Origin of the sequence: Micromonospora musae, assembly GCF_003626545.1 — a bacterium.
Lineage (GTDB): Bacteria > Actinomycetota > Actinomycetes > Mycobacteriales > Micromonosporaceae > Micromonospora > Micromonospora musae.
Genome location: NZ_RAZS01000005.1, coordinates 123,059 through 142,764 on the forward strand (window position 1 = coordinate 123,059; position 19,706 = coordinate 142,764).

Annotated in this window: 22 protein-coding genes; 3 read left to right on the forward strand and 19 right to left on the reverse strand. The window is 75.3% G+C overall.

Annotation, left to right across the window (positions count from 1 at the left end; all coding sequences use genetic code 11):
* The first annotated feature begins 3 nt into the window (after positions 1 to 3).
* Together yczE and D7147_RS15285 are read left to right on the forward strand one after the other, a co-directional pair.
* Positions 4 to 657, forward strand: coding sequence for a membrane protein YczE (yczE, locus tag D7147_RS15280; protein ID WP_120678088.1), 654 nt, complete (start codon positions 4 to 6; stop codon positions 655 to 657).
* Between the two features lie 108 nt (positions 658 to 765).
* On the forward strand, positions 766 to 1,224 hold the full coding sequence (locus tag D7147_RS15285) for a hypothetical protein (protein ID WP_120678092.1): 459 nt from the start codon (positions 766 to 768) through the stop codon (positions 1,222 to 1,224).
* A gap of 27 nt (positions 1,225 to 1,251) precedes the next feature.
* Here the strand turns inward: D7147_RS15285 and hisF are convergent, their stop codons facing one another.
* The 16 genes from hisF to hisD form a co-directional block, all read right to left on the reverse strand.
* Positions 1,252 to 2,016 (reverse strand): imidazole glycerol phosphate synthase subunit HisF, encoded by a 765-nt coding sequence (hisF, locus tag D7147_RS15290; protein WP_120678094.1) that lies wholly within the window; start codon positions 2,014 to 2,016, stop codon positions 1,252 to 1,254.
* A gap of 137 nt (positions 2,017 to 2,153) precedes the next feature.
* Positions 2,154 to 3,158 carry an NADP-dependent oxidoreductase gene (locus tag D7147_RS15295; RefSeq protein WP_120678096.1) on the reverse strand — a complete coding sequence of 335 codons (1,005 nt, stop codon included), beginning with the start codon at positions 3,156 to 3,158 and terminating at the stop codon, positions 2,154 to 2,156.
* Positions 3,155 to 3,580: an organic hydroperoxide resistance protein gene (locus tag D7147_RS15300; protein WP_120678099.1), complete on the reverse strand. Its 426-nt coding sequence runs from the start codon at positions 3,578 to 3,580 to the stop codon at positions 3,155 to 3,157. The genes D7147_RS15295 and D7147_RS15300 overlap by 4 nt, the downstream gene beginning before the upstream one ends.
* A gap of 6 nt (positions 3,581 to 3,586) precedes the next feature.
* Positions 3,587 to 4,033 (reverse strand): MarR family winged helix-turn-helix transcriptional regulator, encoded by a 447-nt coding sequence (locus D7147_RS15305; protein WP_120678102.1) that lies wholly within the window; start codon positions 4,031 to 4,033, stop codon positions 3,587 to 3,589.
* A 97-nt stretch (positions 4,034 to 4,130) separates the two neighbouring features.
* Entirely contained in the window at positions 4,131 to 5,654 is a 1,524-nt protein-coding gene (locus tag D7147_RS15310) for a hypothetical protein (protein ID WP_147434599.1), read from the reverse strand.
* 92 nt (positions 5,655 to 5,746) lie between these two features.
* On the reverse strand, positions 5,747 to 6,289 hold the full coding sequence (locus tag D7147_RS15315; RefSeq protein ID WP_233563159.1) for a DUF3558 family protein: 543 nt from the start codon (positions 6,287 to 6,289) through the stop codon (positions 5,747 to 5,749).
* A gap of 17 nt (positions 6,290 to 6,306) precedes the next feature.
* Positions 6,307 to 6,876, reverse strand: a complete 570-nt coding sequence (locus D7147_RS15320) for a DUF3558 family protein (RefSeq protein WP_158609358.1) — start codon at positions 6,874 to 6,876, stop codon at positions 6,307 to 6,309.
* Positions 6,873 to 7,151 carry a hypothetical protein gene (locus D7147_RS15325; RefSeq protein WP_120678111.1) on the reverse strand — a complete coding sequence of 93 codons (279 nt, stop codon included), beginning with the start codon at positions 7,149 to 7,151 and terminating at the stop codon, positions 6,873 to 6,875. Before D7147_RS15325 ends, D7147_RS15320 begins: the two co-directional genes overlap by 4 nt.
* Before the next feature lie 162 nt (positions 7,152 to 7,313).
* Positions 7,314 to 10,067, reverse strand: coding sequence for a helix-turn-helix transcriptional regulator (locus D7147_RS15330; protein WP_120678114.1), 2,754 nt, complete (start codon positions 10,065 to 10,067; stop codon positions 7,314 to 7,316).
* A 120-nt stretch (positions 10,068 to 10,187) separates the two neighbouring features.
* A complete protein-coding gene (priA, locus tag D7147_RS15335; protein ID WP_120678117.1) occupies positions 10,188 to 10,913 on the reverse strand; it encodes a bifunctional 1-(5-phosphoribosyl)-5-((5-phosphoribosylamino)methylideneamino)imidazole-4-carboxamide isomerase/phosphoribosylanthranilate isomerase PriA in 726 nt (241 codons plus the stop codon).
* A gap of 15 nt (positions 10,914 to 10,928) precedes the next feature.
* Positions 10,929 to 11,252, reverse strand: coding sequence for a hypothetical protein (locus tag D7147_RS15340; protein ID WP_120678119.1), 324 nt, complete (start codon positions 11,250 to 11,252; stop codon positions 10,929 to 10,931).
* A 43-nt stretch (positions 11,253 to 11,295) separates the two neighbouring features.
* The gene (gene hisH / locus D7147_RS15345) at positions 11,296 to 11,922 is read right to left on the reverse strand and encodes an imidazole glycerol phosphate synthase subunit HisH (protein ID WP_233563160.1); all 627 of its coding nucleotides are present in this window, start codon (positions 11,920 to 11,922) and stop codon (positions 11,296 to 11,298) included.
* Complete coding sequence (locus D7147_RS32675; protein ID WP_199716522.1) at positions 11,919 to 12,092, reverse strand: hypothetical protein; 174 nt, start codon at positions 12,090 to 12,092, stop codon at positions 11,919 to 11,921. Before D7147_RS32675 ends, hisH begins: the two co-directional genes overlap by 4 nt.
* Positions 12,093 to 12,138: 46 nt before the next feature.
* Positions 12,139 to 12,750: an imidazoleglycerol-phosphate dehydratase HisB gene (hisB, locus tag D7147_RS15350; protein ID WP_120678122.1), complete on the reverse strand. Its 612-nt coding sequence runs from the start codon at positions 12,748 to 12,750 to the stop codon at positions 12,139 to 12,141.
* 34 nt (positions 12,751 to 12,784) lie between these two features.
* A complete protein-coding gene (locus D7147_RS15355; RefSeq protein WP_120678125.1) occupies positions 12,785 to 13,855 on the reverse strand; it encodes a histidinol-phosphate transaminase in 1,071 nt (356 codons plus the stop codon).
* Between the two features lie 55 nt (positions 13,856 to 13,910).
* On the reverse strand, positions 13,911 to 15,233 hold the full coding sequence (hisD, locus tag D7147_RS15360; RefSeq protein WP_120678127.1) for a histidinol dehydrogenase: 1,323 nt from the start codon (positions 15,231 to 15,233) through the stop codon (positions 13,911 to 13,913).
* 107 nt (positions 15,234 to 15,340) lie between these two features.
* Here hisD and D7147_RS15365 point away from each other — a divergent pair, with 107 nt between their 5' ends.
* Positions 15,341 to 16,042 carry an LON peptidase substrate-binding domain-containing protein gene (locus D7147_RS15365; protein ID WP_120678130.1) on the forward strand — a complete coding sequence of 234 codons (702 nt, stop codon included), beginning with the start codon at positions 15,341 to 15,343 and terminating at the stop codon, positions 16,040 to 16,042.
* Here the strand turns inward: D7147_RS15365 and D7147_RS15370 are convergent.
* The 3 genes from D7147_RS15370 to D7147_RS15380 form a co-directional block, all read right to left on the reverse strand.
* On the reverse strand, positions 15,957 to 16,904 hold the full coding sequence (locus D7147_RS15370; RefSeq protein WP_325050659.1) for a DUF2567 domain-containing protein: 948 nt from the start codon (positions 16,902 to 16,904) through the stop codon (positions 15,957 to 15,959). The genes D7147_RS15365 and D7147_RS15370 overlap by 86 nt on opposite strands.
* 56 nt (positions 16,905 to 16,960) lie before the next feature.
* On the reverse strand, positions 16,961 to 18,463 hold the full coding sequence (locus tag D7147_RS15375; protein WP_120678133.1) for a MinD/ParA family ATP-binding protein: 1,503 nt from the start codon (positions 18,461 to 18,463) through the stop codon (positions 16,961 to 16,963).
* Positions 18,464 to 18,558: 95 nt separating this feature from the next.
* A complete protein-coding gene (locus D7147_RS15380; RefSeq protein ID WP_120678136.1) occupies positions 18,559 to 19,563 on the reverse strand; it encodes a hypothetical protein in 1,005 nt (334 codons plus the stop codon).
* Positions 19,564 to 19,706: the final 143 nt, after the last annotated feature.

Consider the following 19,706-nt stretch of genomic DNA (forward strand, 5'->3'; position numbering starts at 1 on the left):
TGCATGGCAACAATTGGCAATCTGCGGCACCGTCCGGTCCGCAGGCTGACCCAGCTCTACCTCGGCCTGGCCCTCTACGGGATCAGCATGGCGCTGATGATCCGCTCCGGGCTGGGGCTCAACCCCTGGGACGTGTTCCACCAAGGGCTCTCCGAGCGCACCGGCCTCTCCTTCGGCACGGTGACCATCGCCGTCGGCGCGGTCGTCCTGCTGCTCTGGATCCCGCTGCGGCAACGGCCCGGCCTCGGCACCGTCAGCAACGTGGTGGTCATCGGACTGGTCGTGGACGCGACGCTCGCGCTGCTGCCCGCCGTCGGACCACTCTGGATCCGAATTGGACTGCTCGTCACCGGCATCGTGGCCAACGGCGCCGCCACCGGCCTCTACCTCGGCGCCCGGCTCGGCCCCGGCCCGCGCGACGGGCTGATGACCGGCTTCGTGGCCCGTCGACCGCACCGCTCGATCCGGCTGGTGCGCACCGTCATCGAGATCACCGTGCTGGCGCTGGGCTTCCTGCTCGGCGGCACGGCCGGCATCGGCACGGTGGCGTACGCGCTCGCCATCGGGCCGCTCGCCCAGTTCTTCGTACCGTTGTTCGCCGTCGCGGAGCCCGGGGACGTCGGCCCGGGGCGGGTGGCCGCGCAGCCGGCGGGCTGACGCCTCGACCCACCCCCGACCCCGTCCGGCCAGCAGACGTTCGCCGGGCGGGAGGGCGTACGCCGACCAAGTGTTTCCTTCCGCGAGCCGGACCGGCATCATTTCTGCATGGGGGAGAGCGGATGGCGCTGGAACGACGCCTGGATCTTCGTGTCGTTGGTCATCGCGAGCGGCGCCGGAAGGCACCGCCGGTCCGCGTCCAGCCGGCGCCCCGAGGGCGTACGCCTCGCCGACGTGCTCTCCACCGCCGATCACCTCAACCGGGCCATCCCGCAGCGGGACGAGCTGGAGACGGCCGTGCGCCGGCTGCTCGGCGCCGGTCTGGTCAGCGTCGACGACGGCTGGTTCCGGATCACCGCCGAGGGTGAGCAACTCTGGCGCAGCCGGCCCAGCGCCGGCGTGACGACCACTGTGGAGAAGATGCAGGGTGTGCTCGGCCGGCGGCACGCGCCGGGCAGCGCCGAGTGGACGCTGGACGAGGCCGACCACGCCGCGGCGGTGCAGGAGTACGTGGTCCGCTCCATTCCGGCCCCGCGCCGCTCCCCCGAGGGGCATCCGGACCGCTGATCCCGACGCCGGCGCGGGCCGCGACCGTCAGCGGACGGGGTGGCCGCGGTGGCGCAGGGCGTCCTTCACGTCGGCGACGGTCAACTCACCGAAGTGGAAGACGCTCGCGGCGAGCACCGCGTCCGCGCCGGCGGTGATCGCCGGCGGAAAGTGCGCCACCTGACCCGCTCCGCCGCTTGCCACCACCGGCACGTCCACGACCTCCCGGACCGCCCGGATCAGCTCCAGGTCGAACCCGGCCTTGGTGCCGTCGGCGTCCATCGAGTTGACCAGCAGCTCCCCGGCGCCCAGCTCGGCGCCGCGGCGGGCCCAGTCGACGGCGTCGATCCCGGTGCCCCGCCGGCCGCCGTGGGTGGTCACCTCGAAACCGCTGGCGGTGACGCCGGGGGCGCGGCGCACGTCGAGCGAGAGCACCAGCACCTGCCGGCCGAACCGGTCGGCGACCTCGGCGATCAGCTCCGGCCGGGCGATCGCCGCGGTGTTCACCCCGACCTTGTCCGCCCCGGCGCGGAGCAGGGTGTCCACGTCGGCGACGCTGCGTACGCCACCGCCGACGGTGAGCGGAATGAAGACGGACTCGGCGGTGCGCCGCACCACGTCGAGCATGGTGCCGCGGTCGCTGCTGGAGGCGGTCACGTCGAGGAAGGTCAACTCGTCCGCGCCGGCCCGGTCGTACGCCGCGGCCAGCTCGACCGGGTCGCCCGCGTCGCGCAGGTCGACGAAGTTGACCCCCTTGACCACCCGCCCGGCGTCCACGTCCAGGCAGGGGATCACCCGTACCGCCACCGTCATGTCGCCGAGCCTATCCCGCCGCGCTGGGCCGGCCGCCCTGCCGGACGCGTCGCGGACCCCGGTGGTGGTGTGAAGCCCGCCACCGGCCGGGGTGCGGAGGGCCCCTCACCACCGGGGACGGCGGGAGGGGCCCTTGCTCAGAGGCGGACCAGCATCTTGCCGAGGTTCTCTCCGCGGAGCAGGCCGAGGAACGCCGACGGGGCGTTCTCGATGCCGTCCACGACCGTCTCGTCGTAGCGGAGGCGACCCGCCTGCAGCCAGCCGGCCATCTCCTGGACGAACTGGTCGCGCAGCCCCGCGTGATCACCGGCCAGGAAGCCGCGCAGGGTGAGCCGCTTGCCGATGACCTGCGCCAGGTTGCGCGGCGCGGCCGGCGGCACGGTGTCGTTGTACTGGGAGATCATCCCGCAGACCGCCACCCGGCCGTGCGGCCGCAGCGCCGAGATGGCGGCCTCCAGGTGGTCGCCGCCCACGTTGTCGAAGTAGACGTCGATCCCCTCCGGCGCGGCCGCCTTCAGCGACGTACGGACCGGACCGTCGTGGTAGTCGAACGCCGCGTCGAAGCCGAGCGCGGTCAGCCGGTCCACCTTCGCCGGCGAACCGGCGCTGCCGATGACCCGGGCGGCGCCCCGGAGCTTGGCGATCTGCCCGACCAGGCTGCCCACCGCGCCGGCCGCGGCGGAGACGAAGACCGTCTCCCCGGGCCGCATCCCGGCCACCTCCAACAGCCCGGCGTACGCGGTCAGCCCCACCATGCCGAGGACCCCCAGGTAGCTGGTCAGCGGCGCCAGCTCCGGGTCGACCTGGCGGGCGGAGCGCGCCTCGACCAGCGCGTACTCCCGCCAGCCGAGCCCGTGCAGCACCACGTCGCCGGGGGCGAAACCGTCGGCCTCGCTGGCGACCACCTCACCGACCGCGCCCCCGTCCAGGGGCGCGTCGAGCGCGTACGGCGGCACGTAGGACTTCGCGTCGTTCATCCGACCCCGCATGTACGGGTCGACCGACATGTACCGGTTGCGAACCAGGAGCTGCCCCGGCCCGGGCTTCGGCACCTCGGTCTCGATCAGCCGGAAGTTCTCCGCCGTCGGCCAGCCCTGCGGGCGCGACGCCAGGTGGATCTCCCGGTTCACCGCCCCGGTCACGCCGCCGCCCGGACGCGGAGCGCGACCTCGACGTTGCCGCGGGTGGCGTTGGAGTAGGGGCAGACCTGGTGCGCCTGGGCCACCAGCTCCTCGGCGGCGGCCCGCGAGGCGGCGGGCAGGTCGACGACGAGCGCGACGGTCAGCTCGTAGCCGCCGGCGCCGTTCGGGCCGATGCTCACCTCCGCCTCGACGGCGGAGTCGGTCACGTCCACCTTCGTCCGGCGGGCGACGGCCCGCAGCGCGGAGTGGAAACAGGCCGCGTAGCCGGCCGCGAAGAGCTGCTCCGGGTTGGCGCCGCCACCGGCGCCGCCCATCTCCGTGGGGGGCACGAGGTCGAGGTCGAGGATGCCGTCGACGGTGCGGACGTGTCCGCTGCGGCCGTCACCGGTGGAGGTGGCGGACGCGGTGTAGAGCACCTGCATGAGGGGTCACTGCTCCTTCTGTCGGTGGATGGTCTCGGCGACCCGGGTGAGGGTGTCGCGGACGGCGACCAGCTCGGTCTCGGAGAGCCCGGTGGCCCCGGCGATCCGCCGCGGCACGTCCTCCACCTGCCGCCGCAGCGCACGGCCGGCGTCGGTCAGCTCCACCTCGACCCGTCGTTCGTCGCGCGTCGACCGCCGCCGGAGCACCAGGCCCGCCTCCTCCAGCCGCTTGAGCAGCGGGGAGAGGGTGCCGGAGTCCAGCCGCAGCTCGGCGCCGAGAGCGGAGACGGTGGGGGCGTCGCCGTCGTGCTCCCAGAGGACCAGCAGCACCAGGTACTGCGGATAGGTCAGCCCGACGGCGTCGAGGATGGGCCGGTAGACGTCGGTCACGGCGCGCGACGCCGCATAGAGGGCGAAGCACACCTGGCGGCGCAGCACCAGGTCATCGATCATCCGGAAAAGGTAGCGCGCAATTAAATTGCGCGCAACCTATCGGCCTCGGCGCCAGCACCACCGGCGCGGTAAGCCCGGCGGCCCGCGCGGCGGCCGCTCAGCCGACGCAGAGCGGGGCGTCCGGCGGCACCGTCTCGCTCCGCCTGAGCACCACGTGCTCGTCCCCCAACTCCCCCCGATGTTTGATCGGCTTCGTATTGAAGGTCCTCAGGAAGAAGTTGAGCACGTCCGCCACCACCTTCGGGATCGAGTAGTCGAGCCCGTACCGCAGGGTCAGACCGAACCCCGCGCCCCGACAGGCGAGCAGGGGCGCCCCCGCCCCCGAGCCGAGACTCGCGCCGACCGAGGCGCGCAGGGCGACGTACAGACCGGCGTGGAACCCGACCACCCCGATCCCCACACTGAACTTCACGTCGTAGCTCACGACCAGCCCGCTCACCCCGACCGAGACACCCGTGATCGAGTTGGTGAGGCTCTTGCGGACACCGAACCCGCCCGGCGAGACCGGTCCCCAGTACGGGCGGTGGTAGCCGTAGCCGAAGGCACCCGACAGGGAGTACTCGCCGCCCGCCTCCAGGTAGCCGTCCTTGGCGCTGAACGCCGTCTTGATCTCCAACGACTGGCTCACCCGAACCGAGAAGGGCACCCCGAGGATGGTCCCGACCGGGAAGTCGAACGCGGTCGGCAACACCAGCGACTTGGAGAGGTTGCGGGTGTTGCCGACCTTGGTGGCCGCCTTGACCGCCACCCGCAGGCCGGCGCCGCCGGTGATGCTGAACTCCGCCCGGGTGATCGTGGCGCCCGAGATGGCGAAGTCGAAGGTGCCCCTCGGCCGGTCCATGAGCAGGCTCACCGAGCCACTCATCCGGATCTCGCTGTCGTCGTAGTCGAAGCGGGCGGCGACCCCGTCCCGGCAGCACTCCGCGGTCAGCCGGGCGTCGCCGGTCTGCGCCGTCTCCGAACCGCTCAACCGCGCCGGCGGCGCCGGCGGGCGGGGGGCCGGCGCGCCGACCGGCACGAGACGGGCGCGCCCCACCGGCGCTCCACCGCCCGGCCCGACCCGTTCGCCCCCGCCCGTCGCGAGCCCGCTGGGGAGAGCACCGCCGGTCTCCGCGATCGGCGCACCACCGCCGGTGCCGCCGCTCGGCGTCGGCTCGGGCGGCAGGTCGGCCACCGTCCACGCCGGGGTACCCGCGGAGTACGCGATCGGGCGGTCCAACGGCACCGGCGCGTCCGTGCGGAAACTCCCGTCCCGGATCACCTCGGTCAGCTCGACCGGAGCGATCGTGACGGCGAGGTCACCGCCGTCTCGGCGCGCCTCCAGCACCCGGCCGACCGCCCGGGACGTCAGGAACATGACCCGGCCGGGAGCGAGATCCCCGGCGTGCTTCGCGTCCGGGTCGATCCGCCAGGTCAGGCCGTCGTCGGTGACCGAGCGGACGGCGTTCCCACCGCCGCCGACGAAGACCACGTCCGGCTGGTACGTGACGTCGGGGTGCGGCCGCGGCGCCAGCCCGTACCGGACGGCGGCCGGATCGTACGGATCCACGACGGCGCTGTCGCCCCCGTTCCCGCCCTGACAGGCCACCACTCCACTGAGCAGCACGGTCAGCGCGGTCAACCCCGCCAGCGAACGTACGCGAACCCGCCGCCCGGTCCCGGGACCGCCCGACGCCCGCGACCGCACCCCACGCATCATCTCCCCCGTTCCGCTCAGATCCGGCCGGCCACCGTGCGGGCGATCCGCTCCAGCGGCGCACGGTTCTCCGCCGGGTCGTTGAGCCGGACCAGGCGCACCGAGACCCATTGGCCGGAGTGGCTGACGAAGACCGCCTCGAGGCTCGCGTACGTCTCGTCGCCGACGCCCGCCAGCGGTCGCAGCTCGTGGCCGAGCTCCCGCTCGATGTCGAGGAACTTCTTCGCGCCGTCACCGACGAAGACCTCCACCTGCGCCGTGGGTCCGGTGACCGGGCCGGTGTAGGTGCAGGTCTCGCGCACCGGCACGGCGGCGTCCAGCTTGGTGCCGGCGAGCTGCTCGGCCTCCTTCCTGGTCACCAACGCGCACGGGTCCACGGTGGCCGGCGGCGCGGCCGGCGGTGACGGCTCCGCACCGGTCGCCGGCTGCTCCGAGGGCGCCGCCCCGACCGGGGCCACCGGCGGGTCCTCCTGCTCGGAGCCGCAGCCGGCGACCGTCGCGGCGAGCAGCGCTGCCAGCAGCGCGGCGGCGGGCCGGGCAGGACGACGGATCTGTCTCAACGCAACCTCCGTGGTGCTCACAGCCGGTCCCGGACCGCGCCGACGAGCCGGATCAGGGTGGGACGGTCACGGTCGTCGGTGACCGAGGTGACCACGACGAGATGGCAGTAGCGGTCGTCCACGACGAACTCGGCGCCGTTGCCCCGGACGAACCGGATGCCGTCCGGGCCCGGTTCCGGCTCCCCGAAGGCCGGATCCGGAGTGGGCAGCCGGCCGGTCGCCGCGGTGCCCGGCTCGCCGATCTCCACAGTCACCGAGTGGTAGGACTCCGGGTTCTCCCAGACACAGCTCCCCTCGCCCGGACGGCCCCCCTCGTGCCGACCGAGAACGGCGGTCACCTCCGCGTCGGTGAGCAGCGCACAGGCGTCGACCGGCGCCTCTTTCGCGTCGGCCGGCGCTGCGGCAGCCGAGCTGCTCCCGGCCGGGGTGGGCTCGGCGGGCGGCGCGTCCGGATCGGACGACGACCCGGAGCAGCCGGCGAGCAGTAGGCCCAGGGCCAGCGTGACCATCGGCAGCGCCGCCCGGCGCCGCGACGATCGCGGTTCGGGACGGTGCTCCGGCGACCGGCCGGCCGGCGGTTCGGTCATGATTCTTCCCCCCATGGCTGCGTCGCCGGGCTCTCCGGCTCGACGATCCACTCGGCGGTGCCCAGCCGGTCCACCCGCCAGCCGGCAGCGGCGGCCACCGCGGCCACCGTCTCCGCGTCCGGCCCCTCGACCAGCGCGAGCACCACGTCGTCGGCCGGGATCCGCACGGCGCCCCGCAGCCGGGTCACACCCGTCGTCAGCGCGCCGACCGGCTCGTCGACGGACTCCCCCGGCGCGCGGTCGTACCGCTCGAGGACGAAGAGCCGAATGGACATGCCTCGACGCTAGGCCGGTACGCCGCCGGGGTAATCGGGTGTTTCCCTATCCTTCGACGCGCCCGCCGCAGCCCGTCACCCGTCAAGACCCGCGCGGCGAACCATCAGCCGTCGAGACCCGCGCCGCAGCCCGCCAGCCGTCGGGGCGCACGCCCCGAACCGTCACTCCTCGACGCCCGCCCCGCGGGCCATCGTGGCGCCCAGTTCGGCGCGGCTGGTCACCCCGAGCTTGCGGTAGACCCGGGCCAGGTTGGCCTCGACCGTCTTCGGGCTGATGAAGAGCGTGTCGGCGATGACCCGGTTGGTCCGCCCGGCCGCCGCCAGCCGAGCCACCTCCAGCTCGGTGCCGGTGAGCTGACGCGGGGCGACCCGGCGGCCGGTGCGCTCCACCTCGGCACGGGCCCGGGCCGCCAACGACGCCGCCCCGAGCGCGTCGAACTCCGCCGCGGCGATGGTCAGCGCGTCGCGTGCCTCCCGCCGCCGGCGCAGCCGCCGGTACGCGACACCGGCCACCAGCAGGCAGCGGGCCCGGTCCAGCGGCAGCACGTCGGCCGGTACGGCCGCCCGGGCGGCGGCCAGCTCGACCAGCGCGCCGGAGGTGTCCCGCCCGAGCGCACCGTCGAGCAGCACCCGTCCCCGGGCCAGCCCCAGCGTGGTCCACGGCCGGGCCAGCCGCCGGTGCCGTACCGCCAGCCGCTCCAGCACGGTCTCCGCGGTGGCCAGGTCGCCGGCCCCGACGCAGGCCTCCAGCCAGTCCGGCTCGAACCGCTGGGCGAGCGGCTCGACCAGTCCCAGTTCGTCCACGGTGGCCGCCAGCAGGCCGTAGTGCCGGGCCGCGTCCGGCAGACGCCCGCCGGTCAGCGCCGCGTAGCCGGCGAGTTGGGCGTGGATCCGTCGTCGCCACCGGTCACCGAGCTCGTCGGCGCGGCGCAGGCCGGAGTCCGCGATGCGGGCGGCCTCGTCCACCCGCCCCCGGTACGCCAGCAGCAGCCCCTCCAGCCACTCGACGCCCGCCGAGTCGGCGCCGTACTGCTCGCCCAGCTCGCGGGCCGCCGCGATGTGCTCGGCGGCGTCCGCCCAGCGACCGGCGAGCAGTTCGGTCTCACCGAGATGGCACAACAGCTCATGCTGGGACGGCTCGTCGCCACGGACGACGGCCCGGTCCAGCATCCGGTGCAGCCGCGCGCGGGCCCGGTCGTGCTCGTCGAGCGACCGCCACCAGATCGCCGGCACGGTCCCCGCCAACCAGGACGGCTCCTCCCCCTCCGCGGCGAGCGCCCGCTCCAGCAGCTCCGTCCGGGCGGTGAGACCCGCCCGCACCTCGTTGAAGAAGAGCAGCAGCAGCGCCGCGGCGTAGACCGGGCGGTCGTCGGGGCTCCCCGCCAGCAGCGCGGCGGCGTGTTCCGCGTGCCGGCGGGCCAGGTCCGGCGCGTCCTCGAACATGCCGAGGTGTGCGTGGATGCGTCCGGCCAGCGTCGTGCCGGGCAGGGCGGCGGCGAGCGCGCGCTCGGCGGCCGCCATGACCTTCTCCGGCGACTCGTCGGCGCTCCAGCCGATGACGGCCCGCAGCAGCAGCGCCTCCCCCCGCGCCGGGCCGGTCAACTCCTCGGCGGCCTGCTCGGCCGCGGTACGGGCGGCCGCGTAGTCACCGCTGTCGTAGCGGCACTGCGCGGCGGCCAGCCGCCACCGGGCGTGCTCGGCGACGGTCCCGGGCGGGGCCAGACGGGCCGCCGTGTCGTACAGCCCGGCGGCGATCTCCGGGGCGCCCCGGGCCTGCTGACGGGCCCCGGCGGCGGCGATCTCCGCGGCCGCCTCGGGGGCCGGCGCGCTCACGCACCGGGCCAGTTGCCGGGCCCGCTCGTCCGGGTCCTGCGCGGTGTCGGCGAGCAGCCGGTGCAGGCGTCGGCGCACCCCGGAGGGCACGTCGGCGCGGACGGCCGCGGCGTAGACCGGATGGGCGAAGGCCACCTCCTCCCCGGCGACGACCACCAGGCCCGCCTCCTCCGCGGCGTCGAGGTCGGCGGCGGCCACCCCGGCGCGGGCCAGCCCGTCCAGAGTCGGTACGCCGGAGAGCGCGGCGAGCCGGATCGCGTGCCGGGTCGGCGCCGGCAGGGCGGCCAGCCGATCGGCGACCAGCTGCCGCAGCGACGGCGCGGCCGGCAGGTCCGCCCCCGGGTCCGGCCGGTGTGGCAGCCGCAGCACCGCCCGGGCCAGCTCGATGGCGAGCAGCGGGTTCCCGCCGGACTCCTCGGCCAGGCGGACCAGCAGCGGCCGGGGCAGGGTGGCGCCGGTCGCCGCCCGCAGCACGTGGTGCAGTGCGCCCACGCCGAGCGGGCCGACGGCCAGCCGCTCCAACAGCACACCGGTCGCGCCGTGGTCGAGGCCGAGCGGCGCGGGGGTGGCCCGCGGACCCTCGGATCGCGCGGTCACCAGCACGGCGACCCGGGGCACCACGCGACGCAACGCGAACCGCAGCGCCCGCTCGCTCGGCGGGTCGAGCCACGGCGCGTCGTCCACCCCGACCAGTACCCGGGGCCGCTCCGGGTCGGCGGCGGCCGCCTCGAGCAACGCCCGGGTGGCCGCCCCGACCGCCCGCTCGTCGACCGGCTCGGTCACCTCGGCGGAGAGCAGCACCCCGGCCAGGGCCGTACGCTGCGGCGGCGACAGCTCCGCCACCCGATCGGCGATCGGCGCGAGCACGTCGGCCAGCGCGGCGAAGGGCAGCGCCCGTTCGACCTCCGTCGGCGCGCAGCACAACAGCAGCCAGCCGTCCCGGGCGGCGGCGTCGAGCAGGCACCGGTGCACCGCCGTCTTGCCGATGCCGGCCGGCCCCTCCAGAAGCACCGGCCGGCCCTCGTCCAGGGCCCGCCGGGCCTGGCTCAGCACACCGTCCCGGCCGATGACCGCCCCACCCACCCGGTCAGTCTCGCAAGCGGCGTCGAGCCGGTCGAGGACCGTGAGGCGCGTCGGAGGAGCCGTCCGGGCAGGCACGTGGCCACGGACGCCGCGGGCGGCACGAACCGGGCCCGGTGGCGGTCAGGCGGCGGAGAGCGTCTCCAGCGCCTGCGCCACGGTGAACGCCCCCGCGTACAACGCCTTGCCGGCGATCACGCCTTCCACACCGATCGACTCCAGGGCGGCCAGGGCGCGCAGGTCGTCCAGGGTGGAGACGCCCCCGGAGGCGATCACCGGCGCGCCGGTGCGACCGCAGACCTCACGCAGCAGCTCCAGGTTCGGCCCGCGCATCGTGCCGTCCTTGGTGATGTCGGTGACGACGTAGCGCGCCGCGCCGGCCTTGTCGAGGCGCTCCAGCACCTCGAACAGGTCACCGCCGTCGCGGGTCCAGCCACGGGCGGAGAGGGTACGGCCCCGCACGTCCAGCCCGATCGCGACCCGGTCGCCGTACTCACCGACGATCCGGTCGCACCACTCCGGATCCTCCAGCGCGGCGGTGCCGATGTTGACCCGGGCAGCCCCGGTACCCAGCGCGGCGAGCAGCGACTCGTCGTCACGGATACCGCCGGAGAGCTCGACCTTGACGTCGAGCTGGCGGACCACCTCGGCGAGCAGGTGGGCGTTGGAGCCGCGGCCGAACGCGGCGTCCAGGTCGACGAGGTGGATCCACTCCGCACCGTCGCGCTGCCAGGCCAGCGCCGCCTCCAGCGGGTCGCCGTAAGTGGTCTCACTGCCGGCGGCGCCCTGCACGAGCCGGACGGCCTGGCCGTCGGCGACGTCCACGGCGGGCAACAGGGTGAGGCTCAACGTCTTCTCCTCGCGTCAGGTACGACGGTCCAGGGCGATCACCACGATCGCCGGCAGTACGAGCAGCAGTAGCACGATCAGCACGAGGCGCAGCGCCAGGTCGTCCACGAGCGACCAGATCAGGATCACCGACGCCAGCGTGAGCAGCACGATCCCGGCCCGTTCGGCGCGGCTGTGCCGGGCCAGCCGGCCGGCGCTGCGCCGACGCCACTGCGGGGTGAGCCGTCGTACCAGCCTGCGGCGATGCTCCCGACGGGCCACCCGGCGCCGGCGGACGGCGCGTTCCCGGGCCAGCTCCGCCTCGCGCACCGCTCTGCGGCGGGCACGTTCCTTGCTCACGCCGCGCCCCGCCCGGTCGTGGCAGGCGACTGCCCGACCGCGCTCACAGCGTGGCCAGCCAGTTGCGCAGCAGCCGGGCGCCGGTGTCGGCCGACTTCTCCGGGTGGAACTGCGCGGCGGAGAGCGCCCCCCGCTCGACGGCCGCCACGAAGTCGGCGCCGTGCCGGGCGGTGGTGACCGTGGCTCCGGCGGCGGCCAGCGCCGCCGGCTCGGCGACCCCGTAGGAGTGGACGAAGTAGAACCGGCTCTCCGGCGGCAGGCCGGCGAAGAGCACCGACGACCCAGGGGCGTCGACCGTGTTCCAGCCCATGTGCGGCAGCCGGGTCGCCGGGAGGCGGGTGACCCCGCCGGGCAGCAGCCCGAGCCCCTTGCTGACCACGCCGTGCTCCTCACCGTGCTCGAAGAGCACCTGCATCCCGACGCAGATGCCGAGCACCGGGCGGCCGGCGGCCACCCGGTCGGCGATGACCGGGCCGGCCCCGAGCGCCTCGATCCCGGCCATGCACGCCGCGAAGGCGCCCACGCCCGGCACCACCAACCCCGCCGCGGTCGAGGCGGCCGAGAGGTCGTCGGTCACCCGTACCGTCGCCCCGGCGGCGGCCAGCGCGCGTTCGGCGGAGCGCAGGTTGCCCGACCCGTAGTCGAGCACCACCACGTCCGGGCCGCTCACGTCCCGGCCGCCGGCAGCAACCAGAGCACCCCGCCCGCCGTGGCGAGCACCGCGAGCACGGCGGTCAGCAGCACCGCGCGCCGCGGCGCGCCCTGCCGGTGCAGCGACCAGACGCCGCCCACCAGCACACCGGCCAGCACCAGCAGCAGGATCGGCAGGACCGCGCTCACCGCCGCCTCCCGTCCGTACGCCGAACCGCCGCGTTCCGCACAGTCATCAGAGCGCCCCCTTCGTGCTCGGTACCGTCCCGGCCGACCGCGGGTCGATCGCGGTCGCCTCCCGCAACGCCCGCGCCACCGCCTTGAACTGTGCCTCCACCACGTGGTGCGCGTCCGGGTGGCCACCGGGTCGGGCCGCCCGCAGCACGTCCACGTGCAGGGTGATCCGCGCCGCCTGGCCGAAGGACTCCCAGATGTGCCGGGTCATGCTGGTCGGGTAGACCGGGCCGATGTACGGCGCGAGCGGCGGCTCGTCGTGCAGCACGTACGGTCGGCCGGAGAGGTCCACCGCGGCCCGGACCAGAACCTCGTCCATCGGCACGGTGGCCGAGCCGTAGCGCCGGATGCCGGCCTTCTCCCCGAGCGCCCGGTCCAGCGCCGCGCCGAGCGCGAGCGCGGTGTCCTCCATGGTGTGGTGCGCGTCGATCTCGAGGTCGCCGACCGTGTGCACAGTCAGGTCGAAACCGCCGTGCCGGGCGATCTGGTTGAGCATGTGGTCGTAGAAGCCGACGCCGGTCTCGATGTCGGCCTTGCCCGTGCCGTCGAGCTCGATCTCGACGAGGACCTTGGTCTCCTTGGTTATCCGCTCGACCCGTGCGGTGCGGCTCATTGCTCGCCTCTCGATCGCGGGGCTGGCGCGCCCACTACAGCTTGTCCATGGCGGTGAGGAAGGCATCGGTCTCGGCGGGCGTGCCGGCGGTGACCCGCAGCCACCCGGGCAGGCCCACGTCGCGGACCAGCACACCCTGGTCGAGCAACGTCCGCCACGCCGCCGCCTGGTCGCCGTCGACGGCGAAGAGCACGAAGTTGGCGTCGCTGTCGGCCACCGGCACACCGCGGGAGCGCAGCACGGTGACGATCCGGTCGCGCTGCTCCTTGATGGCCGCCACCGTGGCGAGCAGGGCATCGCGGTGGGCCAGCGCCGCGCGGGCCGCCGCCTGGGTGAGCGCCGAGAGGTGGTACGGCAGTCGGACCAGCTGCACCGCCTGCACCACCGCCGGGTCGGCGGCGAGGTAGCCCAGCCGGCCGCCGGCGAACCCGAACGCCTTGCTCATCGTCCGGGTCACCACCAGCCGGGGGTGGTCGGGCAGCAGCGCGAGGGCGCTCACCGTGCCGGGGCGGGCGAACTCGGCGTACGCCTCGTCGACGATGACCATCCCGGGCGCCGCGTCGAGCACGGCGGTGACCACCGTCGGGTCCAGCGCGGTCCCGGTGGGGTTGTTCGGCGAGCAGAGGAAGACGACGTCCGGGGCGTGCTCGCGGACCTGCGCCACCGCCTCCTCGGCGGTCAGTCCGAAGTCCGCGCCGCGCCGCCCGGGCACCCACCGGGTGCCGGTGCCGAGCGCGAGCAGCGGATGCATCGAGTACGCCGGGACGAAGCCGAGCGCGCTGCGCCCCGGCCCGCCGAACGCCTGGAGCAGCTGCTGCTGGATCTCGTTGGAGCCGTTGGCCGCCCAGACCTGCTCGACGGTGAGCCCGTGCCCCAGGTAGCCGGCGAGGTCGGCGCGGAGGGCCACCGCGTCCCGGTCCGGGTAGCGGTTGAGGTCGCGCAGCTCGGCGGCGAGCGCCTTGCCGATCGCCTCGACCACCGGCTCCGGCACCGGGTAGGAGTTCTCGTTGGTGTTCAGCCGCACGGGCACGTCCAGCTGCGGCGCGCCGTACGGCGTCCGCCCCCGCAGGTCGTCGCGGATCGGCAGGTCGTCGAGGGTGGTCACGACACCGCCCTGCCGCGCCGTACGTCGACAGGCGTCCGTCCGGCCGGCCGGGCCGTCACGACAGCGCCTCGGGGAACCGGGCCCGGACCGCCTGGCCGTGCGCCGGCAGGTCCTCCACGGTGGCCAGGGTGACCACGTGCGGGGCGACCTCGCGCAGCGCGTCCTGCGAGTACTCGACCAGGTGGATACCGCGCAGGAAGGACTGCACCGACAGGCCGGAGGAGTGCCGGGCGCAGCCACCGGTGGGCAGCACGTGGTTGGAGCCGGCGCAGTAGTCGCCGAGCGACACCGGCGACCAGGCGCCCACGAAGATCGCGCCGGCGTTGCGGACGCGCAGCGCCCACTCGCGGGCGTCCCGCGTCTGGATCTCCAGGTGCTCGGCCGCGTACGCGTCGACGACCCGCAGCCCGGCGTCGAGGTCGTCGACGAGCACCACGCCGCTCTGGTCGCCGGTCAGCGCGGTGCTGACCCGCTCCGCGTGCTTGGTCGCGGGCACCTGCCGGGCCAGTTCCCGCTCGACCGCTTCGAGCAGCTCGACCGAGGGCGTGACCAGGACGCTGGCGGCGAGCGGGTCGTGCTCGGCCTGGCTGATCAGGTCGGCGGCCACGTGCGCCGGGTCGGCGCTCTCGTCGGCCAGGATGGCGATCTCGGTGGGACCCGCCTCGGCGTCGATGCCGACCACGCCGCGCAGCAGCCGCTTGGCGGCGGTGACCCAGATGTTGCCCGGGCCGGTGATCATGTCGACCGGCTCGCAGTGCGCGCCGCCCTCGGCGTCCACGCTCGCCCCGTACGCGAGCATCGCGACCGCCTGGGCGCCGCCGACCGCGTAGACCTCGTCGACGCCGAGCAGCGCGCACGCGGCGAGCACCCGTGAATCGGGCAGGCCGCCGTTCTCCTTCTGCGGCGGGCTCACCACCACCAGCGAGCGGACCCCGGCCTCCTGAGCGGGCACCACGTTCATGACGACCGTCGACGGGTACATCGCGAGGCCGCCGGGGACGTAGAGACCGACCCGCTCGACCGGCACCCAGCGCTCGGTCACCGTGCCGCCGGGCACCACCTGGGTGGTGTGGTCGGTACGCCGCTGTTCGGCGTGCACCCGACGGGCCCGGCTGATCGACTCCAGCAGCGCGGCGCGTACCTCCGGGTCGAGGGTGCCCTCCGCGGCGGCGATCGCCTCGGCGGGCACGCGCAGCACGTCGGGGCAGATCCCGTCGAATCGCTCGCTCGCCTCGCGGATCGCCGCGTAGCCATGCTCCCGGACCGCCTCCACGACCGGCCGGATCCGCTCGACGGCGACCGAGACGTCGAGTTGGGCACGGGGCAGGAGGCGGCGCGGGTCGCGGCCGCCACCGCGCAGGTCGATCCGTTTCAACACCCTTGCGAGTCTAGGCGGCCGGTCAGCGGGCCGACCCGCACCGCCCGTACGGCGGGACGGTGAGCCGGGACACGCCGCCGCCGGCGGATCGGGCTAGGCTCGACGGCGTGACTGCGCGGTTGCCGGTGTTCCCGCTCGGAACGGTGCTCTTCCCCGGTCTGGTCCTCCCCCTGCACATCTTCGAGGAGCGTTACCGCGCCCTGATCCGGGATCTGGTGCAGCTGCCCGAGGGCGCTGCGCGCGAGTTCGGCGTGGTGGCGATCCAGGCGGGCTGGGAGGTCGCGCCGACGGCGCCCGACGGCCGGCCGGTGCCCGGCGGTGGGGAGGTCACCCTGCACGAGGTGGGCTGCACCGCCGAGTTGCGACAGGTCACCGAGCTGCCCGACGGCGGCTTCGACATCGTCACGGTCGGCCGGCGGCGGTTCCGGATCGCCGAGGTGGACCGGAGCGCCGCCTACCTGACCGCCGAGGTGGAGTGGCTGCCCGAGCCCGGCGGCGCCGACGAGGCCGCCGAGCTGCTCGCCGCCCGGGTGATCTCGGTCTTCCGGCAGTACCTCGGCTTGATCAGGCCCGAGCAGCAGGAGATCTCCGAGCAGCTCCCGGAGGACCCGACGGTCCTGTCCCACCTGGTCGCCGCCACGGCCGCGCTCACCGTCGAGGACCGGCAGCGGCTGCTCGCCATCGACGACACCACCACCCGGCTCCGCACCGAGCTGCGGCTGCTCAACCGCGAGGCGGCTCTGCTGCGCCAGGTGCGGGCGGTTCCGGTGCCGCTGGAGGAGCTGGCGTCCCCGCCGACGCCCAACTGACCCCGGCCGGGTCCGGTTCGGGTTCGGGGCGCAGCGACGGCCAGCGGGACCAGCCGGCGAGCAGGGTGTACATGACGGCCGCGCCGAAGGCGGGCAGCAGCAGGTTGCCGTGCGGCACCGGCAGCACGCCGTACAGCCACTCGATCCCTCCGGCCCGCAGGTCGGCCGGTTTGGTGAAGGCCTGCCCCTCGGGTGCGGTGGCGAGCAGCCGGTCGAACTCGGCCAGCCCGACGTGCCGCCCCACCTGCCACGCCACCACCGCCGCGGCGAAGGCGCCGAGCACCGCGCTGACCAGCCCGACCGGGCCACGCCGCCGGCGCAGCACGAACCAGACCGCCACGCCGGCGAGCACCCCGAACCCGAGACCGAGCAGGCTGAACCAGCTGTCCGCCGCGATCGGCTGCTCCGGCTGCGGGTCGGCGTAGACGGCGCCCAGCGTGGCCTTGATCACCGGGGTGCCCGGGGCGACGGCCGCCCAGAGCAGGCCGAGGGGCGCACCGAGCACCGCCAGCGCCAGCCCCACGCCGACGGCGCCGGCCCAGGCGCGCCGGGGCGCCGGGTCGGGCTCCGGGAGCAAGGCGGCCGGTCGGGGCGGCTCGGCCGCCGTCGTCGGCGCCGTCTCCCCGGTCTCCGGCCCCGGGTCGATCGGGTCGGTCCCAGGCGGCGCCGGCACGCGGGCCGGCGTCGCACCGCCAGCGGCGGGCGTGCGGGGATCCGACCCGGACCGGGCCGCGTCGGTGGCGTACGGCTGCGCGCCGCCGGCGGTTCCGCCGGAGCGCGGGTCGGCCTCGGCCGAGGTGGCCGGCTCGGGCTCGCCGGGGTGGACGACGGGACGGTCGGGGTCGGGGGTGTCCGGACTCACCCGATGATCCTCTCAGGCGGACGAACGGGCGGGGGTGCCGGTGGCGGCAGACTCCCTCACCGGGCGAACGGCTCCAGCATGACCGAGGCCGCCCGCAACCAGGCCTGCCGGGTCTCCGGCTGGAGCTGGGCGTACTCGATCGAGGAGCCGGTCTCCAGCGCCGGGTCGTACGGCACCACCGCCACCGCGCGGGTACGGCTGGCGAAGTGCCGCTCCAGGTCGTCCTGCAGTGGCGAACGACCCGGGGTCGGGCAGGAGATGAGGGTGACCGCGTTCTCGGCCAGCTCGCCCATGCCCACCTCGTGCAGCAGGTCGAGCATCCAGTCCGCGCTGAACGCGGCGTCCTCGCGCGGCACGGTGGTGACCACGAGCTGGTCGGCGGCCTGCATCACGGTACGCCAGTTGGGGCTCTCCACGTTGTTGCCGGTGTCCACACAGACCACCTCGTGGGTGCGCCGCAGCAGCTCCAGCACCCGCTTCACGGTGAACTGGTCGAGCCGCTGGGCGAAGCGCGGGCTCTCCTCCCCGGCCAGCACGTCGTACGAGCCGTCGGAGGCGTGCCGCAGGTAGTCGTCGAGGCGTTCGAGCAGCGTGTCCCCTTCGAGGATCTCGATCTGCGCGAGCTCGGTGATCAGGTGCCGGATGGTCCGGGCGTGGCGGGCGCTGCCGGCCCGCAGTCCCAGCGTGCCGCGCAGCTCGTTGTCGTCCCAGGCCAGTACGCCCCGACCCCGGACGCTGCCGATGGTCGCCGCGCCGAGCACGGTGGCCGTCGTCTTGTGCACCCCGCCCTTGGGGTTGGCGAAGGCGAGTACGCGTGGCGACCCGAGTTCCCGGCGCAGCACCCCCCGGGCCCGCTCCACCTCCGGGTCGGGCGTCGGCGGGCGCCGCTCGGCCCGCGCCGGGTAGCCCCGCTCGGTGGCGGGCGGCGGCGCGATCGCCGGGGGCGCGGGCGGCGGGGTGGGGGCCGGGGCCGGCGGGGCGGCGTAGCCCACCTCCGGGCGGTAGCCGTTCTCCAGCAGGGCGTAGCGGGACTCCGCCGGTGGCTGCTCGGGCCGGTAGCCGTTGTCCAGCAGCGAGTAGCGCGACTCGGGTGGCTCCGGCCGGCGCTGCTCCGGCACCCGGCGCGCCGGCTCGCCCGGGTAACCCGGGTCGGGCCGGTACGTCGGCTCCGCCCGGTGCCCCGGCTCGCCCGGATAACCCGGGTCGGGCCGGTACGCCGGCTCCGCCCGGTGCGACGGGTCGACCCGGTAGGTCGCCTCCGCCCGATAACTCGGATCCGCGCCGTAGGGCCGCTCGCCGGGCTGACCGGCCGCTGCCCGCCCGGCGTAGCCGTTGGGGGCGGCCCGGCGCGGCAACGGCTCCGGCGGGGCGAACGACTCGGGTGGCGCGAACGACTCGGGTGGCACGAGCGGTCTGGGTGGTGGCAGGGGATCCTCGACGCGCCGGTCGGGCTCGGGCTGCTCGGCCCCCCTGCCGGCGTGACGGGCGCGGTCGAGCAGCGCTCGCCATCGCGGCGCTGGTTCGGCCGGCCGGCCCCAGCCGGTCTCGCTGCCCTCCACGGCTCGCCCTCCCCAGCGCGATCGTCCTTCGCCTGACAGGCTACGAAGGAAACCCTATGCGGGCCACACCGCCCCGCGCACCTCCGGCGGCATGATCATGATTGTGTCGGCTGCACCGGGCGTCCACCGGAGGCATCGGGCGAGGTGGTGACGGTCGGCGGCGGAGCTGAAGGCGTTTCCTGCTCCGGCGTGGGTGACGACTCCGTGACAGTCGGCGCTGGTTCCGACGATTCGACCGCCGTCGGGCTGGGCGACGCCGTGGGCGAACTCGCGGAGGGCGACGGGGTCGCCTCGGGCAGCGCCGCATCGGCGGGGGGCCGGACCACGTCGCGCTGTTCGGGCAGCGGCGGGGTGAAGACCGTCCGGTCGAGCCGGTGCACCTCGGGCGCCGGATCCACCGCCCGCACGGCGCGCCGCGACGCCACGGCACGCAGCGTCGCCGGTTGCGCCCGGACGACCGCCGCGTACACGCAGGCGCACCCGGCGCGGTACGCGGCGGCCTCGGCGTCGGCCACCTCGGCACCGCTGGCGTACAGCTGGCGCAGCTCGGCATCGCCGGTCGTCGCGGCGACGCGGGCCCGGTAGTCGGCGGCTTCCCGGTCCTTGCGGGCAGCCACCTCGGCCATCGCGGCGATCACGTCCTCGGGGACGCGCTGCGCCGGTATCCGGACGATCTCGGTCTGCCGGCCGGGCAGCGGCACCCGCCCGAAGACCGCGGCGACCGACACGTCGCCGAGCACCGCGTCCAGGCCCTGCGGCGCCAGGTAGCTGTCCAGCGAGACCAGCGCGTACGTGCCGTCGGCGGGGGTCGCGGCGGGCTCCGCCAGCGTGGCCAGATCGGCGGCCGCGGCCCGTAGGTAGCCGGGCACCGAGTCCCCGTCGACCACTCCGACCCGGGTCACCTCGCCGACGGTCGGATCCCCGACCGGGCGGTCGTCGGCGGCCCAGACGGCGGTGAGCAGCACCGCCGTCACCGAGAGCAGTGCCGTGCCGGCGAGCACCCGCGACCGGGCGGAGGTCTCGCCGAGCCGCGCCACCGCCTGGCTCAGCAGCGGCAGGAGCCGCTGGTCGATCTGGCGCAGCAGGTCGCCGGCACGCACGGGCGGGTTCCCCTCGTTGGTCGGTGTCGGGCGGGCCGCTCGCTCAGAGATCGTCGGGAGACCCAGGGGCGGGCGAGGCGGAGTCCGGGCGACGATCCGGCACGGCGGAGATCGGTCCGGATACCGTTGTCGTATCCGGACCG